Genomic DNA, 16,755 nt, shown 5'->3' on the forward strand with positions numbered 1-16,755 from the left:
GTTACATCGCCGCCAGCATGATCGCGCCGATCGTGCCGAGCGCGAGCCAGCTGACGCGGTCCTTCAGCGCGAAGATCACGGGATCGTCGTCGATCAGCCCGCGCTGGGCGAACAGCATCACCCGCGCCATCCAATACATCAGCACCGGGCAACCGGCCCACATGATCTGTGGGTGGCTGTAGAGCGCGCGAACCGTATCGGAGGAGATGTAGAGCGTGAAGATCACGACGGCATTGAAGCCTGCGGCGGCCGCCAGCACGGCGATCATCGACAGATCGTTGGGCTGATAGTCGCGCGACATCGGCTTGTCGCCGCCGCTGCGGCGATCGAGTTCGACATAGCGTTTCACCAGCGCCAGCGCCATGAACATGAACAGCGAGAACGCGAACAGCCATTCCGACATCGCCACGCCGATCGCGACGGCGCCGGCGATGACGCGAAGCGTGTACAGCACGGCAAGCGTCACGACGTCGACCAGCGCGATGCGCTTCAGACGGAACGAATAGGCGGTCGTGAGCGCAAGATAGAAGACGAGCATGCCGAGAAACGGCAGGGAGATGGCTGTCGCGAGCGCCAGCGCGGTGACGAGCAGCAGCGCCATCGCGGCAATGGCCTGCGCCGGGGCGATGGCGCCGCTTGCGATCGGCCGGTTGCGCTTGGTCGCATGCGCGCGGTCGGCGGTGACGTCGACGAGATCGTTGAGGATGTAGGCCGCTGACGCGCCGAGCGAGAAGGCGACGGCTGCCAGGAGCGCGGTCGCGACCGGCCAGAATCCGAACTGATGCGCCGTCAGCAATGGCACCAGCACCAGCGCGTTCTTGGCCCATTGGTGCACGCGCAGCAGCTTCGCCCAGACGCGCCAGCCCGCGGGCTGCGTCGCCGCGACGGTCGATGCGTCCGCTGTGCGGCGCGGAAGCCGTGTCGCGCCGGCCGGCAACGCCTCGCTGTCATGGCCGAGATAGTCGAAGCCCTGGCTCCAGGATTGCAGCAGGCCGAGCACCTCCGGATCGAGCCGCACGCCGGTCTCGGAGGCCGACCACGCGGTGAATACGCCGAGGTGTTGCGCGATCGCGCTGACCAGCGCACCGTCATAGTGATCCGAGGCGAGATAGACCGGTCGTCCCTCGCCGAGAACCTGCAGCATCATGCCGACAGTGTCAGTGTTGTAGGCGAGGCGGGCAGGATCGAAATGCGCCGAGGTCGACAGGCGCCGCTTCAGCTCGGCAGGGCCGCGCAGCAGCGCGGCGGCGAGCGTGATGATGGCGGCGGGACGGTGCGCGATCTCGGACCAGACGGCCTCGCTCGACAGGCTTGTCTGCAGCAGCACATCGTCGACATCGACGACCAGCGGCCGGCCTGCGCGCGGGCGCGGTTCGCGTTGAGTGCCGGCGTGACCCGGATCGCTCGCGTCTGGGAAGGGAAGGGACATGTCTCACCGCTGCTGGCGCCGCGTGCATTGTGCAGCGCGCTTCCCTAAGATCGTGTGAACCGGTGCGGGGCGACCGCTGGTGGAAAGCCCGCGCCGAAAGCCGGTGCTAAGGAATTTGGGTCATGGATGCCGCAGCAGCAGCGTCATTCATGACATCGACCGCCCCTCCAGCTTCCAAATTCCTGAACGGCGCCGGCGTGCTGCTGGGTCTTGGCATCTTCGCGGCGTTTGCGTTCCGTTCGGTTAACGATCTCTTGTGGGCCGACGAGCTGCTCACGATGCATCTTTTGCAGGCCGACAGCCTGCGCAAGCTGTGGGGCGGTATAGCGCTCGGCATCGACGGCAATCCGCCGCTGTACCTCACCGGCGCGTGGCTGCTGGCGCGGCTGCTTCCCGGCTCCATCTCGGCCGTCGCTGTCCTGAAGCTGCTCAACCTCGCGCTGGTGGCGGCAGGTCTTGCCGCGCTGTGGCATCTCGGCAGGCGCGTGGCGTCGGCGGCCGCGTGCTGGGCTGCTCTGTTCGTTCTCCTCACCTTGAACGAGAACCTGCTGTTCGCTGCGTTCGAGTTCCGGACCTATGCGACCTATTTCGCCGCGGCGGCTGGCGCCGCGCTGGCGCAGCAGGCCGCCATCGAGCGCGGCCGGCTGCGCGAGACGGGGCTGCTCGCACTTGCGTTCCTGGCCCTGACGTCGTCACACACCTTCGGCATCGCCTATGTCGGCTGCATCGCGTTGGCCGGCTGGCTCAGTGCTCTCTGCGAGAAGGGCGTGCTGCGCCGGATCCTGATCGCGACTGCGCCTTCCGTGTTGGCGGTGCTCGCATGGCTCCCGGTCCTGCGCGAGCAGCTCAAGGTCGCGAGCCCCTATGGCTGGATCACACAGCCGGGCTGGTCCGAACTCGCCGAGACGTTGTTCTCCTCGCAACTGATGTTGTGGATCTGTGTCGCCGCGTTGCTGTGGCTGCTGCTGACGAGCGTGGCCGACTGGAGCCAGCAGCCGCGATGGCGCGGCGAGATGATCTCCGGCGACGATCGGCAATCCACGCGCTACATGTTGCTCCTGGCGACCGGGTTCACCGCGTTCGCGCTCGCAGCCTGGATCGTCTCGCTGATCGGATTCCCGATCTTCGTGCCGCGCTTCTTCATTCCGCAGCTGATCGTCACCTCCATCCTGATGACCGCATTTGCACAGCGGCTGCTCGCAGTCGCGGAGCGCCGTCGCGCGCTCGTCGTCGGAGGGGGGCTGATCATCTCGGCGCTGGTGCTGCGCAACGTTGCCGCTCACGTCGCGCATCCGGCTCACGGCGACCCCGTCTGTACGGATGCGGCCGGCACCCCCTTCGAAGCCGCCTATGTCACAGGCGAGTGGCCGGTCATCACCGACTCGCCGCATGTCTTCCTGCCGCGCGCCGCCTATGCCGCGCATCGCGAGGCCTATCGCTTTCCGCTGGATTGGGACGTGGTCACGACCTATCCGACGCGCTCGCGCGGCAACGCCGTCGACTATCACATTCTGCAGGCGCTACAGACCTGGTTGCCGATGCCGCAGGTCGTCACCACTGACGATGTGGTGCGCGGCGGCGGACCGTTCCTCGTGATCGAGACGCCGGGCCGGGCCTGGTTCGCGCATCTGCGCGCGACCCGCGGCATCCAGGCGGAGCAGGTTGCGCAAAGCGCGCAACGCGCCGGGGATGACGTGATCTGCACCTTGTGGAAGGTGACGGACGTCAAGCCGCGCTAGCACGCCTCACGACTGGTGCCGCTTGGTAATCGCGACCCGCGTCGCCTGGCCGTAGAGCCCGGCCATCTGGTCGAGCTGCGCCGTGGTGGCTGCACAGCTGTCGATCCAGCCGGGCACGCCGTCGAACATCGGCGGCAGCGTCGCCGCGCGCAGCGCTGCGTATTCCTCGGTGACCTCCCGGCCGCGCGCCGTGGCGCGATAGCGGGTCTCCTTGCGCGATGAGCGTCCCTCGGTCTCGATCAGGCCGGCGCGCACCAGCTTGCGCGTCGCATATTGCAGGTTGGGCACGTCGACGCGGTTGAGCAATTGCCCGACTTCGGCGAGCCGCTTCGGCTCGTCGCCCATGCGCACGACGTTGAGCACGGCGACGTCGTCGCCGGTCAGCGGCACCTCGCAGACGGCGGCAAGGCACGACGCCTTCCAGCGATAGTAGGACTGCGCGAGCCGCTCCAGCGCGAACTCGAAGTCCGACAGCCGCCGCTCGGCGTCGCTGCGGGCGAGATGCCAGGAGCCCTTGGTGTCGTGGCTGTCGCTTCTGTCAGCACCCTTGTCGGCCCGTGAGCCGGCCTTGCTGGCCGCCGATTTTGCCTTGACCGTCACCGTCTTGCGCTTGGCTGCGGCATTCGTCGCCCGTTTCAAATTCCCATCTCCCGATGCCGCTCCGCACAACGCTTGTGCAGCGCATGCTCAATCTCTGCTGTTTACATCCGACATTTTTACATTAAAAATTCAATGAAGAAAACACATGAGGCCCGGCGTCACTGTGGACGCTGGCAGGACCGGGGAGCATGACGATGGCTGGCACGAACGCTGGACAGTGGATCGACATCGCCGCCGCCGATGGCGGCACGTTCAAGGGCTATCTGGCGGTGCCCGCGTCAGGCTCCGGTCCCGGCATCGTGCTCCTGCAGGAGATTTTCGGCGTCAACGCCTCGATGCGCGCCGTCGCCGATTACTACGCCGAGGAAGGCTATGTCGTGCTGGCGCCGGACCTGTTCTGGCGCTTCGAGCCGGGCATCGAGCTCGGCTATGGCGAGGCGGATTTCGGCAAGGCGTTCGGCTACTACCAGCGCTTCGACGTCAATCTCGCGATCAAGGACACGGCCGATGCGCTGAAGGTGCTGCGCGCGCGTCCCGAGTGCAAGGGCAAGGTCGGCGCACTCGGCTTCTGCCTCGGCGGCAAGCTGGCCTATCTCACGGCCGCCCGCACCGATGTCGATTGTGCCGTCTCCTATTATGGCGTCGGCATCGAGGCCGATATCGCCGAGGCCAAGAACATCAAGGGCCCGATCGTCTTCCACTTCGCCGAGCTCGACAAGTTCGCGCCCGCCGAGGCGCGCGAGGCGATCAAGGCCGGCTTTGCCGGCCGCGATGACGCCGAGTTCTATCTCTATCCCGGCTGCGATCACGCCTTCGCCGCGCCGGAGCGCACGAGCTTCGACAAGCCCGCGACCTTGATGGCGCATTCGCGCTCGATCGCGCTGTTCAGGAAAGTACTCGGCCCGCATTACGATCTGTCGTCGTTGTGGGATAAGCACACCGAGCTCGAATTCGCCACCCGCTCGGCGGAGGCGACGATGGGCACCATGGTCGCCGAGCCCTATGTCAACCATATCCCGACCATGACCGGCGGCGTCGGCTACAAGGACCTGCTGCGCTTCTACGCCAACCACTTCATTCCGAAGACGCCAAAGGACACCAAGCTGGTGCCGATCTCGCGCACCATCGGCGCCGACCGCGTCGTCGACGAGATGCTGTTCTGCTTCACCCACGACATCGAGATCGACTGGATGCTGCCGGGCATCCCGCCGACCGGCAAATATGTCGAGATCCCGCTGGTCGCGATCGTGCGCTTCCGCGGCGACAAGCTCTACAACGAGCACATCTACTGGGATCAGGCCTCGGTGCTGGTGCAGATCGGCCTGCTCGATTCCTCCAAGCTGCCGGTCGCGGGCATCGATACCGCCAAGAAGCTGGTCGATGAATCCTTGCCCTCGAACACGCTGATGAAGCGCTGGGCCGAGAGCGCGCCCCACTGATCATCGAGTAAGGAATGGCGCTGGCAGGGGCGCCGTTTCCGGATCCGCCTTTCGCTCACCCATCGTTCGCACATTTCGGAGTTGCATCACCATGCGTGACCATCAGATCTCTCGTCGTACGATGTTGCAGCTCGCGGGCGCGGCTGCTCTGCCGCTCGCCACCGGCCTGCCGTTGCGTCCCGCCAGCGCCGCGGCGGGCACCCTGACCATCGCCTACAACGTCAATCTGCCGTCGTTCGATCCGACCGTCGGCGTCTCCGCCGTCAATCCCACCATCCAGTCGATCTACCAGGCTATCTTCGATCCCTATATCGGCCAGGCCGCTGATCTCTCCTTCACGCCGGGCCTGCTGACGAAGTGGGGCTGGAACGAGGACCGCACCAAGGTCACGATGGAGTTGCGCTCCGACGCAACCTGGCACGACGGCTCGAAGGTGACGCCGGAGGACGTGGTGTGGTCGCTGACCCGCGCCGCCGATCCGAAGGGCGGCAACCCGATCCAGTTCGTCTGGTCGAAGATCAACAACTTCAAGATCGACGGCCAGACCATCACCGCCGATGTCGTCGAGTTCGAGCCGGTGCTGTTCAAGTGGATGGCGTTCCTGACCGGCTACGTGCTGCCGAAGGCCTACTACGAGAAGGTCGGCGCCGAGGGCTTCGAGAAGGCGCCGATCGGCTCGGGTCCGTACAAGGTCGATGCGTTCGAGCGCAACGCGTTCCTGCGGCTCAAGGCGCATCCCGGCTATTGGGGGCCGAAGCCGGCGTTCGAGACCGTCGTGTTCAAGTTCGTCACTGATCCGACCAGCCGCGTCGCCGAGATCGAGTCGGGCGGCTCCGACATCACCTTCGAGATTCCCTACGAGGAGTTCGACCGCCTCAAGGCCAAGCCGAACCTCGCAGGTCTCACCCAGCCGATCTCCGACATCGGCATGATCTTCCTGACCGACATCGATCCGATGCTGGATCGCAACGTCCGCCTTGCCGCCAATCACGCCATCGACAAGAAGGCGATCGTCGAGAAGCTCTTGCGCGGCTATGGCGTGCCGATCGACACGCTGGAAGCGCCGGGCTACGCCGCGTTCGATCCGTCGATCAAGGTCGCCTACGATCCGGAGCTCGCCAAGAGCCTGCTCGCCAAGAGCGGCTATTCGACCACGAAGCCGGTCAAGTTCACCATCCAGACCACGCGCGGCTTCAAGCCGAAGGACTATGAGATGGTGCAGGCCATCGCCGGCATGTGGCGCAAGGTCGGCATCGAGGCCAACATCGAGGTCTACGAGATCGCGCAGCATTTCGAGCTGCGTGCCCGCCACGCGCTGGCGCCGGCCGCGTTCTACAATTGGGGCAACGCGATCGGCGATCCCACGACGTCGACCGGCTTTGCGATGTTCGGTCCGTCGCCGCATTCGGCCTGGAAGGGCAAGGATTTGATCGAGCGCATCGGCCCGCTGTGGGGCGAGAAGGACGAGGCCAAGCGCATCGCCGGCTGGAAGGCGGTCGACAAATACATTGCCGAAGAGGGCGAAGTGATTCCGCTGCTGCAATACGTCCAGCCGATCGTGCACAAGAAGGGGCTGAAGGTGGTGCCGCAGGCCAACGGCATGATCCTGCCGCAGCTCGTGACCCAAGGTTGAAACAAGGCTGAGACGGAGTTCGAGCGATGCGCTGGAGCGCCCTACTCAAGCGCCTCGCTCTGATCCCGCCGACCCTGCTCGGCGTCGGCGCCATCGTGTTCGTGCTGCTGCGCGTCGTGCCCGGCGATCCCATCGCCATGATGATCCCGCCCGGCGCCTCGCCTGCCGATATCGCGCGGCTACGCGCGCTCTACGGCCTCGACCAGCCGCTGCTGTCGCAGTTCATCACCTGGCTCGGCCAGGTCGTATCAGGCGATTTCGGCCGCTCGATCAGCCTGCGCCAGCAGGTGTTCGAGCTGGTCGGCGCACGGCTGCCGGCGACGCTTGAACTCGCGTCGCTCTCGGTCGTGATGGCGCTGCTGATGGGCGGAGCGGTTGCGCTGGTCGGCAGCCTCATGCGCGGCACCCGCGCCGAGTGGCTGCTCGACACGGTCAACGGCGTCTTCCTCGCGATTCCCGATTTCCTCTGGGCGCTGATCCTGCTGCTCGGCTTCGGCGTGCTGCTGCCGCTGTTGCCGATCTCCGGCCGGCTCGACCCGCAGCTCGCCGTGGCCTTCCGCACCCACTTCTATCTGATCGAGAGCCTGCTCACCTTGCGCCTCGACGTCGCCGCCGATCTGCTGCGCCACATGCTTCTTCCGTCGCTCGCACTGGCGCTGCCCTTCGCCGCGCTCGTCGCACGGCTGCTCAAGGCGCAACTCGCCGAGGCCGAGGATCAGGACTACGCGCAGATCGCCCGCACCCGCGGCTTCTCGCGCACCACCATCCTGCAGCGCGAGGTGTTTCCCAACGCGCTGATCCCGACGGTGGCGCTCTCAGGCGTGCAGGTCACCCTGCTGCTCGGCGGCACCGTGCTGGTCGAGCGTATCTTCTCCTATGAGGGCATCGGCAACATGGCGATCGATGCCGTCATCAACCGCGACTTCCCGCTGATCCAGGGGCTGATCCTGACCTTCGCCGTGCTGTTCATCGCGCTCAACCTCGCCGTCGATCTTCTCGTCGCGCTGCTCGATCCGAGGCTGCGTCGTGGCTGATCTCGTTCTCTCAGGGCCCATCATGGCAACGCCCTCGCGCTGGCGCAGCGCGCTCGCGCGCGGCGGGGCGCGGCTGTGGATCGGCGGCGGCCTCGTCGCTCTCTTGCTGCTGATCGCGCTGTTCGCCCCAGCCATCGCCCCGCACGACCCGGCCGAGCAGGACCTGATGTCGGCGCAATTGCCGCCGTCCTTCATTCGCGGCGGTGAAGCGGCGTTCCCGCTCGGCACCGACAGCCTGGGCCGCTGCGTGCTGTCGCGGCTGATGTACTCCGCGCGCACCGCCGTGGCGGTGGCGCTGGTCGCCTCGGCGCTCGCCGCGCTCATCGGCGTCGCGCTCGGCCTGATCGCCGGCGCCTTCGGCGGCGTGCCCGATCAACTGGTGTCGCGGATGATCGATGTCTGGATGGCGTTCCCGCCGGTGCTGCTGTCGATCGTGCTCGCCGCCGTGATCGGCGCCGGCCTGACCTCCGTCATCGCCGCGATCGTCGTGGTCGACTGGACGCGCTTTGCGCGCATCACTCGCGCCGAGACCCAGGCCCAGCTCGCCCGCGACTACGCAGCCGCGTCGCGCGTGCTTGGCCTCACCCGCATGCAGGCGCTGCGGCTCGAGATCCTGCCCAATCTGATCCCGCTGATCGTGACCCTGCTCGCCGTCGAGATGGGCATCGCGATCCTGGTCGAGGTCATCCTCTCCTTCGTCGGCATCTCCGTCACCGGCGATACCGCGAGCTGGGGCGGCATGATCACCGAGGGACGGCAGATCGTCTATCAGGCACCGTGGATCATGGCGCTGCCGATCGCCGCCGTCATCGTCAGCGTCATCGGCTTCAATCTGTTCGGCGACGGTCTGCGCGCCGCGCTCGACCCGGTGCAGCGCCGATGACCGCCGTGCTGGAGATCGAAAACCTGCACGTCGCGATCGGGGCCGCAAAGGTGCTGCGCGGCGTCTCCTTGCGCGTCGAGGCCGGCGAGGTGCGCGGACTGGTCGGCGAGTCCGGCGCCGGCAAGTCGATGGTCGGCCGCACCATCTTCGGTCTGCTGCCGGCGAAGGCGAACATCACGGCGGGCCATGTGAGCTTCGAAGGCCGCGATCTCCTGGCGATGCCCGACAAGCAGCGCCGCGATCTGCTCGGGCGCCGCATCGCGCTGATCCCGCAGGACCCGATGACCTCGCTCAATCCCGTCCGGCGCATCGGCGCGCAGATGGCGGCGGTGCTGCAGCTGCATTTGAAGCTCTCCAAGCGCGCCGCGCTCGACCGCGCCGCCGAGCTGCTCGCCGAGGTCGCGATCCGCGATTCCGGCCGCGTGCTCGCGTCATACCCGCACGAGCTCTCCGGCGGCATGCGCCAGCGTGTGCTGATCGCGATGGCCTTCGCCTGCGATCCGTCGCTGGTGATCGCCGACGAGCCGACCACCGCGCTCGACGTCACCGTGCAGCGCCAGGTGCTGCAGCTGGTCGAGCGGATGCGCCAGCGCCATGGCGCCGCGATCCTGTTCGTCACCCACGATCTCGGTGTCGTCGCAAAAGTATGTCGCAGCATGACCGTGCTGCATGCCGGGCGCGTGCTCGAGGACGGCTTGACCGCCGATGTCCTGGTGAAGCCGCATCACGCCTACACGCGCGCGCTGCTGGCGGCGACGCCGCGCGCCGATCGCCCGGCAGACAGCCTGAAGCCGGTGCCGCCGGCGCTGATCGAGAGCCTGTGGGCCGAGGCGCGCCGGCTCGATCAACTCGGCGCCGGGAGGCCGGCATGAGCGACATCCTGCTGCGCACCGGCCAGCTCGGCTTCGCCTATCCGGCGCGCTCGACCTCGCTGTTCGGCAAGCCTGTGATGCGCGACGTCATCAAGTCCGTCGATCTCGCCGTGCCGCGCGGCGCGGTGCTCGGCCTGGTCGGCGAATCCGGCTCGGGCAAGACCACGCTCGGCCGGCTGCTGGTGCGGCTGCTGGAGCCGACCTCGGGTGGCATCCAGTTCGACGGCGTCGAGATCAGCCATCTCTCGGAAGCCGCTTTGCGCCCATTGCGCGCGCGCATCCAGATGATCTTCCAGGATCCGCAATCCTCGCTCAATCCGAGGCTACCGCTCGCGGTGACCTTGACGCGCCAGCTCGAAGTCTACGGCCGCCTCAGCGGTCGGCGCGACCGTCGCGACAAGGCCGCGGCGCTGCTCGATCTCGTCGGCCTGCCGACGTCGTTCGTCGATCGCTATCCGCACGAGCTCTCCGGCGGCCAGCGGCAGCGCGCCGGCATCGCGCGGGCGCTCGCGCTGCAGCCTGACTTCATCGTCGCCGACGAGATCGTCTCGGGCCTCGACGTCTCGACCCAGGCGCACATCCTGATGCTGCTGAAGGAGCTGCGCGCCAAGCTCGGCCTCACCGTCGTCTTCATCAGCCATGACCTGTCCGTGATCCGCGTGCTCTGCGACGAGGTCGCCATTCTCAAGGGCGGCGAGGTGGTCGAGCACGGCCCGGTCGGCCGCATCTTCTCCCATCCACAACACGCCTACACGCGCCAGCTCCTCGCAGCCATTCCGCTCCCCGATGTCGAGCCGGGCTGGCTCGACGACTCCCCGTCCCGTCAGCAACCACAGCAGCAGGGATCAGCCGCATGAGCACTTCGGTCAAGAGTTCCGTCGTCGTCATCACCGGCGCCACCGGTGCCATCGCCACCGCGCTGATCGCCGAGTTGCTGGCGCGCGGCGCCGCCAAGGTCTACGCCGCCGCGCGCGACGTCTCCGGGCTTGCGGCCACCGACAAGGTCGTGCCGCTCAAGCTCGACGTCACCAGCGATGCCGACGCGGCGGCCGCCGCAGCGCAGGCCTCCGACGCGACGCTGCTGATCAACAATGCCGGCGTCAACCACAACACCGCCTTCCTGCTCGCCCCCAATCTCGCCATCGCCACCGAGGAGATCGCGATCAACTATCTCGCGCCGCTGCGGCTCACCCGCGCCTTCGCGCCGGTGCTGATCAGGAACCACGGCGCGGTGCTCAACATTCTCACCATCCTGGCCCGCGTGAACCTGCCGCTGATGGGCTCCTATTGCGCCTCCAAGGCCGCGGCGCTCAGTCTGACGCAGGGCCTGCGCGGCGAGCTCGAGCCGAAAGGCGTCCGTGTCGCGGGCGCGCTGCCCGGCGCTGTCGATACGCGGATGACGGCCGGGCTGCCGATTCCAAAGATGACGCCGGCAGACGCCGCGAAGGACATCCTCGACGGCTACGAGGCGGGCGAGGAGGACATCTATGTCGGCGACATGGCCCGCGGCCTCGCCGCCGGCCTCGCGCAGGATCACAAGGCGGTGGAGAAGCAGCTGGCGGCGGGGTGAGCGTAACGACGGCAGCGTGCGTGTGCGCGCGCTGCGAGATTTCGATCTCAATCCTCATGGTGAGGAGGCGCCCCATGGCGCCGTCTCGAACCATGAGGCCCCAGCAGCGGCCTCGCCCTTCGAGACGCCCGCCTATGGCGGGCTCCTCAGGGTGAGGGGAGGGGGCGGTTCGAGCAGCCCGGGCGCGCGGGGCGGTGCGAAGCTCCTGGCTCATCTCCCGAGCTCTCAGCCGATAGCTGATGTGCGCGCCGCATTCGGAACTCAAACCCTCATGCTGAGGAGCGCCGCCTTGGCGGCGCGTCTCGAAGCACGAGGCCCCAATCGTTCGATGTCAATCCTAGGTCGGAGTCTTCAATGAAAATCACCAAACTCATCAGCACCGCTCTCGCCGCCCTCGCTCTCTCCTCCACCCTCGCCGCCGCCGACTCCATCCCCGGCCTGCGCGGCCACGACCACACCGGCATCACCGTGCCGGACGTGAAGGCCGCGATTGCGTTCTTCACGGACGTCATCGGCTGCAAGCAGGCGATGTCGTTCGGGCCGTTCTCCGACGACAAGGGCACCTTCATGCAGGACGTCGTCAACGTGCATCCGCGCGCCGTCATCCACGAGATCAGCATGGTCCGCTGCGGCTATGGCTCCAACATCGAGCTGTTCCAGTACGAGGCGCCCGACCAGGTCAAGACGCAGCCGAAGAACAGCGATCTCGGCGGCCATCACATCGCGCTCTATGTCGACGACATCGACAAGGCCGCCGCGTATCTGAAGTCGAAGGGTGTGCGCACCATGCAGGGCCCGATCCCGATCAATGAAGGCCCCGCAGCAGGCCAGTCGATCCTGTACTTCCTGACACCCTGGGATCTCCAGATGGAGCTGATCAGCTACCCCAAGGGCATGGCCTACGAGAAGAACGCGACGACCCTGCTGTGGTCGACGACGGAGCCGCAGAAGTAATAAGACGACGAGAAGCCTCTGGCTCCACGCCGGCGGTGCTTCGACTCCCTCTCCCCGTTCTTACGGGGAGAGGGTTGGGGTGAGGGGCTGCCGCACGGGACGTGCGAGCGGAACGACTTATCCCTCTCCCACCCGGCTTGCATCCGATGATGCAATCCTCTCGCGTTTGAAGATCGTCGTTTCGCGCTGATCTCTCTCCGTCATCGTGGCCGGGCTTGTCCCGGCCATCCACGTCGTTCGGCACCCGTGGATGGACGTGGATGCCCGAGCCTCCGCCGCGCCGAAGCAGCTTCGGCCGCGCAGGCGGGACAGGCCCGGGCATGACGGAGTCACTCACTTGCAGGATCGTACGTCGCGACAGCCTCACTTCAAGAGAGGAGGGAGCGACCTCGTCCTAATTGAACGCCATCGGCGCCGCGCTGGCCATCCACCCATCCGAGCGCGTGTTGCGCGCCACCCGCTGATAGCGCGACGCACGGGCTTCGCGCGTGGCTCCGGCTGCCGCGCCGAACATCGTCGAACCACCCCGCGGATTCACGATCGTATATCCGGCGATGGAGCGCGGATGCTCGCGGGTGACGTGGCCGCCGGAATTGCCGTCATGCACCAGCCACACATTGCCGGCGACCTGCTGCTGCAGGATCATGACGTGGCCGGAGCGGACGGCCGCCATGCCCGGCGCCGGCATGGCGCGCGGAAAGCGGCGCCAGTTGGACGCGAGGTTCAACTCGGGAATGATCCGGCCAAACGTATAGAGCGACGCTTCGCAGCCGCAGAAGGCATGGGGGCATCCCGACGGTCGACCGGCCACGACACGGGCTTCGCCCGGAATCGAAGCCATCGCGTTCATGAAGGAGTGCTGGCGATAGGCGTAGCGGTGATGGGAGGAGTGATGATGATAGGAATAGTGATGATGATGATGACGAGGACGTGCCTCGGCTTGAACGGAGAGAGCCAGCAATGCGGCGACGACAAGAACAACGCGGTACATTCGGAGGACTCCTGTACACTGTGAAATCCCCCTGCCGCGCGCCAATCAACCGGCAAACGTGTCCTCAACGTGACGGAATCGCCCGTGAGCCATGCATTTCTGGGATGCGACTGCCCGCTGCGGCAGTTCCGAATTGATCAATTTGCTTGACTCGGTCTAGCCGCGCGTCGCCGGCGGCCGCTTGTCAGCTCGATGGCAAAAGGAGGAAGAAATGACCGCGTTTCGTGGCAGCTGTTTGTGCGGCCAGGTTGCGTTCGAGGTCGATGCTCCGTTCGATCGATTTCTCAACTGTCATTGCTCGCGCTGTCGCAAGGCCAGCGGCACGGCACATTCGTGCGAAGTCATCGTCAAAGCGCCGGCTCTCCGCTGGCTGCGTGGTGAGGAGAGCGTCTCGCGCTTCGACCTGCCGCAGGCGCGGAGCTTCGCCACCGCGTTCTGCAACAGGTGCGGCAGCCCGATGCCGCACCTGACGCGCAGTGGTCGCGAGGCGATCATTCCTGCCGGCAGTTTCGATCAGCCGCTCGGCGCCGCGCCGGATCGCCACGTGCACTGGGCGTCGCGCGCGGACTGGTACGTCCATGGTGAGGATCTTCCTGTCGAGGGCTGACTGACTGCGGCGCGATGCATGACGGAAACGAATTCCGCGTCGGCAACCTTTGCCATTCGTGACCGCGCGCGACCTCGTGCAGATGGCCGCTGCGTCACGCGTTGTCCTTTCAAGGTTGTCATCGTGAGGACGGCAAGCTCTCCACGCTCCCTCCCCCCTTGTGGGGCAGGGGGTAGCCGAGAGGGTGGTGAGTGTGGCCACCCCCCTCCCTAGCCCTCCCCCACAAGGGGGGAGGGAACGAACTCGGGCGAGGAGAGGGCACGGCTCATTGAGCCGGCAGGCATCTGAGCTACGAGCTCATCCGCCTGCCAGTTCGTCCTCGTTAGGAGTGCAAGATCTCCACGCTCCCTCCCCCCTTGTGGGGGAGGGGGGAGCCGAGAGGACGGTGGGCGTGGCGCCCCCCTCCCTAGCCCTCCCCCACAAGGGGGAGTGAACGACCTCACGCGAGGAGAGGGCACGGCTCATCGAGTCAGCAGCAGGGAGGCCCGCTGTCGGCAGGCCCAGAGCAACGCGCCATCGGCCAGCGCGCAGAATCTGATTTCACCTTTGCGTTCAAGCTGATTTGGGCTGTCCAGTCCTGTTAGTAAAAATATTCCGCTTCGCGATTTCGGAAAATCATGATCTTATCTCCCTCGTCCCGCCTCATCGACGAGGGGCGCTGCGCGGTCGTCACGAAGCGTGGGGTGCGGGATGTGGTGGGCGGGCCGGTTTGCAGCGTGATCACATCGCGCCGACGAACAGATTGGTCCGCACGGTCAAGTCGCGTGGTCCTGACACCCCGATGCTGGTGTCCCGCGCAAGGCGCGAGAAGCGCATTGTCGCGAAAGGTGGCCAGAAAGCCCGGTGCACCTGGGAGAGCGCGAAGCAGCCGTAACGCCATCGCGCATGGAGGGCCGGGTCGTTCCGGCTGGACCTGTGGTACCTGCCGCCTGCATTTTTTTCCGCAGGCGGGCCACGGGCCTCAGTCGAGGCCCGGCTCTCCCTGCACCCTCGGCTTGCAGAGGGTGAGAACGATGCATCACTCGGACGCCAGGCGCGCCGCGAGACCGTTTCGCCATGTTCTGCACTGCTCGCGCAACAACCTCGATGTCATCACCCGCGCAGGCGGGTGATCCAGTACGCCGCGGCAGTCATGATTGACCGCACGGCCGGTGGACTACTGGATCGCCCGCCTGCGCGGGCGATGACAGCGGGGACGATCGGGACGATGAGGCGCGAGAATGACGAATAGGCGTGAGATGACGAGCGGGAGCGACAATCTCCGCTGTCGTCCCGGACAAGCCGTGACGCGCAGGGCGCGTCGCAGCGCCGATCCGGGACCCATACGCCGCAGCGGTGGTATGGGGCACGCTGGAGCTCCAGCTCGCGCAACAACTCCTGCCGGTGGCTATGGGTCCCGGGTCGGCGCCACACCGCGCTGCGCGCGTCGCGGCTTGCCCGGGACGACAGTGGAGAATGTGGCGCCGTCTTCGCCATTGACCGCCCGATCCATTGGCCTATCTCTTGATGATCCCAAAGCAACGGAACTGGACCCTCGATGACCGCACACCCCCGAAGCTTCGATACCGCCATCGATCCCGTGAAGCTTGACCGCCTTGCCGAGGTGGCGGTGAAGGTCGGGCTGCAACTGCGGCCGGGGCAGGATCTGCTGCTGACGGCGCCGTCGGTGGCGCTGCCGCTGGTGCGCAAGGTGGCCGAGCACGCCTACAAGGCCGGCGCCGGCATCGTGACCTCGTTCTTCTCCGACGAGGAGCTGACCTTGGCGCGCTATCGCTATGGTCACGACGAGAGCTTCGATCGCGCCGCGGACTGGCTCTACCAGGGCATGGCCAAGGCGTTCACCGAGAACACCGCGCGGCTCGCCATCGTCGGCGACAATCCGATGCTGCTGTCGGGCCAGGATCCGGCCAAGGTCGCGCGCGCCAGCAAGGCGAACTCCAAGGCCTATCAGCCGGCGCTGGAGAAGATCACCAATTTCGAGACCAACTGGAACATCATCGCTTATCCGAGCCCGGCCTGGGCCAAGCTGGTCTTCCCGGATGTGCCGGAGGAGGTCGCTGTGGCGAAGCTTGCCGACGCGATCTTCGCCGCGTCGCGAGTCGACCGCGAGGATGCGGTGTCCGCCTGGGAGCGCCACAACGCGGTGCTGCGCGAGCGCACCGAATGGCTCAACGGCCAGCGCTTCCATGCGCTGCATTACACCGGCCCCGGCATGGATCTCACGATCGGCCTGGCCGACGGGCACGAATGGGAAGGCGGCGCCTCGACCGCGAAGAACGGCATCACCTGCAACGCCAACATCCCGACCGAGGAGGTGTTCACGACGCCGCATTGCCGTCGCGTGTCCGGCCACGTTCGAAGCTCCAAGCCGCTGTCCTATCAGGGCACGCTGATCGACGACATCCAGGTCAAGTTCGAGGAAGGCCGCATCGTCGAGGCCAAGGCCTCGAAGGGCGAGCAGGTGCTGAACAAGGTGCTCGACACCGACGAGGGCGCGCGCCGCCTCGGCGAGGTGGCACTGGTGCCGCACTCCTCGCCGATCTCCAAGAGCGGCCTGTTGTTCTACAACACGCTGTTCGATGAGAACGCCGCCTCGCACATCGCGCTCGGCCAGTGCTACTCGAAGTGCTTCGTCAACGGCACCTCGCTGTCGCCGCAGCAGATCGCGGCGCAAGGCGGCAACCAGAGCCTGATCCACATCGACTGGATGATCGGCGCCGCCGAGACCAACATCGATGGCGTTCATGCCGATGGCCGCCGCGTGCCGGTGTTCCGCAACGGCGAGTGGGCGTAATCCGATTCGCGTGTTGGCGGTCCGTCGCATGACGGGCCGCCGACTGCACGAGAGCGTGAGTAGAGCTGTTGGGCAGCGCGTAGGTCGACGGGAAATCCCGTAAATCTACTGCATCCATGGGTTGAATTGTTTCGTCGTGCCTATCGTAATTAGTTCGTCATTAAGCAAAACGCATAAAACTCGCCGCTGTTACTTCATAGACGCATAGGG

14 protein-coding genes are annotated in these 16,755 nt (G+C 66.3%); 11 read left to right on the top strand and 3 right to left on the bottom strand.

Annotated features, from left to right (window positions below):
* Position 1 precedes the first annotated feature (1 nt).
* Positions 2–1,429 (bottom strand): UbiA family prenyltransferase, encoded by a 1,428-nt coding sequence (locus ACQR0Z_RS29620; RefSeq protein WP_434879007.1) that lies wholly within the window; start codon positions 1,427–1,429, stop codon positions 2–4.
* A gap of 149 nt (positions 1,430–1,578) precedes the next feature.
* Between ACQR0Z_RS29620 and ACQR0Z_RS29625 the strand changes: the two genes are divergently transcribed.
* Entirely contained in the window at positions 1,579–3,168 is a 1,590-nt protein-coding gene (locus tag ACQR0Z_RS29625) for a hypothetical protein (protein WP_434920961.1), read from the top strand.
* Positions 3,169–3,174: 6 nt separating this feature from the next.
* Here the strand turns inward: ACQR0Z_RS29625 and ACQR0Z_RS29630 are convergent, their stop codons facing one another.
* A complete protein-coding gene (locus tag ACQR0Z_RS29630; protein ID WP_434920962.1) occupies positions 3,175–3,807 on the bottom strand; it encodes a helix-turn-helix domain-containing protein in 633 nt (210 codons plus the stop codon).
* 155 nt (positions 3,808–3,962) lie between these two features.
* On the opposite strand from ACQR0Z_RS29630, the gene ACQR0Z_RS29635 reads away from it, so the two are divergent.
* The 8 genes from ACQR0Z_RS29635 to ACQR0Z_RS29670 all read left to right on the top strand — a co-directional run bounded on the left by ACQR0Z_RS29635 (position 3,963) and on the right by ACQR0Z_RS29670 (position 12,153).
* Positions 3,963–5,207 carry a dienelactone hydrolase family protein gene (locus tag ACQR0Z_RS29635; RefSeq protein ID WP_434920963.1) on the top strand — a complete coding sequence of 415 codons (1,245 nt, stop codon included), beginning with the start codon at positions 3,963–3,965 and terminating at the stop codon, positions 5,205–5,207.
* Between the two features lie 91 nt (positions 5,208–5,298).
* Positions 5,299–6,840 (top strand): ABC transporter substrate-binding protein, encoded by a 1,542-nt coding sequence (locus tag ACQR0Z_RS29640; RefSeq protein WP_434920964.1) that lies wholly within the window; start codon positions 5,299–5,301, stop codon positions 6,838–6,840.
* 26 nt (positions 6,841–6,866) lie between these two features.
* Positions 6,867–7,874, top strand: coding sequence for an ABC transporter permease (locus ACQR0Z_RS29645; protein ID WP_434920965.1), 1,008 nt, complete (start codon positions 6,867–6,869; stop codon positions 7,872–7,874).
* On the top strand, positions 7,867–8,757 hold the full coding sequence (locus tag ACQR0Z_RS29650) for an ABC transporter permease (RefSeq protein ID WP_434920966.1): 891 nt from the start codon (positions 7,867–7,869) through the stop codon (positions 8,755–8,757). Before ACQR0Z_RS29645 ends, ACQR0Z_RS29650 begins: the two co-directional genes overlap by 8 nt.
* The gene (locus ACQR0Z_RS29655; protein ID WP_434920967.1) at positions 8,754–9,629 is read left to right on the top strand and encodes an ABC transporter ATP-binding protein; all 876 of its coding nucleotides are present in this window, start codon (positions 8,754–8,756) and stop codon (positions 9,627–9,629) included. Before ACQR0Z_RS29650 ends, ACQR0Z_RS29655 begins: the two co-directional genes overlap by 4 nt.
* The gene (locus ACQR0Z_RS29660) at positions 9,626–10,486 is read left to right on the top strand and encodes an ATP-binding cassette domain-containing protein (protein ID WP_434920968.1); all 861 of its coding nucleotides are present in this window, start codon (positions 9,626–9,628) and stop codon (positions 10,484–10,486) included. Before ACQR0Z_RS29655 ends, ACQR0Z_RS29660 begins: the two co-directional genes overlap by 4 nt.
* The gene (locus tag ACQR0Z_RS29665) at positions 10,483–11,199 is read left to right on the top strand and encodes an SDR family oxidoreductase (protein ID WP_434920969.1); all 717 of its coding nucleotides are present in this window, start codon (positions 10,483–10,485) and stop codon (positions 11,197–11,199) included. Before ACQR0Z_RS29660 ends, ACQR0Z_RS29665 begins: the two co-directional genes overlap by 4 nt.
* Before the next feature lie 354 nt (positions 11,200–11,553).
* Positions 11,554–12,153: a VOC family protein gene (locus tag ACQR0Z_RS29670; RefSeq protein WP_434920970.1), complete on the top strand. Its 600-nt coding sequence runs from the start codon at positions 11,554–11,556 to the stop codon at positions 12,151–12,153.
* 394 nt (positions 12,154–12,547) lie between these two features.
* Here ACQR0Z_RS29670 and ACQR0Z_RS29675 read toward each other — a convergent pair whose 3' ends face one another.
* Positions 12,548–13,144, bottom strand: a complete 597-nt coding sequence (locus ACQR0Z_RS29675) for a hypothetical protein (RefSeq protein WP_434861726.1) — start codon at positions 13,142–13,144, stop codon at positions 12,548–12,550.
* Positions 13,145–13,355: 211 nt separating this feature from the next.
* Here ACQR0Z_RS29675 and ACQR0Z_RS29680 point away from each other — a divergent pair, with 211 nt between their 5' ends.
* A complete protein-coding gene (locus ACQR0Z_RS29680) occupies positions 13,356–13,751 on the top strand; it encodes a GFA family protein (RefSeq protein WP_434920971.1) in 396 nt (131 codons plus the stop codon).
* A gap of 1,537 nt (positions 13,752–15,288) precedes the next feature.
* The gene (locus tag ACQR0Z_RS29685; RefSeq protein ID WP_434920972.1) at positions 15,289–16,545 is read left to right on the top strand and encodes an aminopeptidase; all 1,257 of its coding nucleotides are present in this window, start codon (positions 15,289–15,291) and stop codon (positions 16,543–16,545) included.
* Positions 16,546–16,755 lie beyond the last annotated feature (210 nt).

The organism is Bradyrhizobium sp. HKCCYLS3077, from assembly GCF_051167555.1.
In the GTDB taxonomy this organism is placed as follows: domain Bacteria; phylum Pseudomonadota; class Alphaproteobacteria; order Rhizobiales; family Xanthobacteraceae; genus Bradyrhizobium.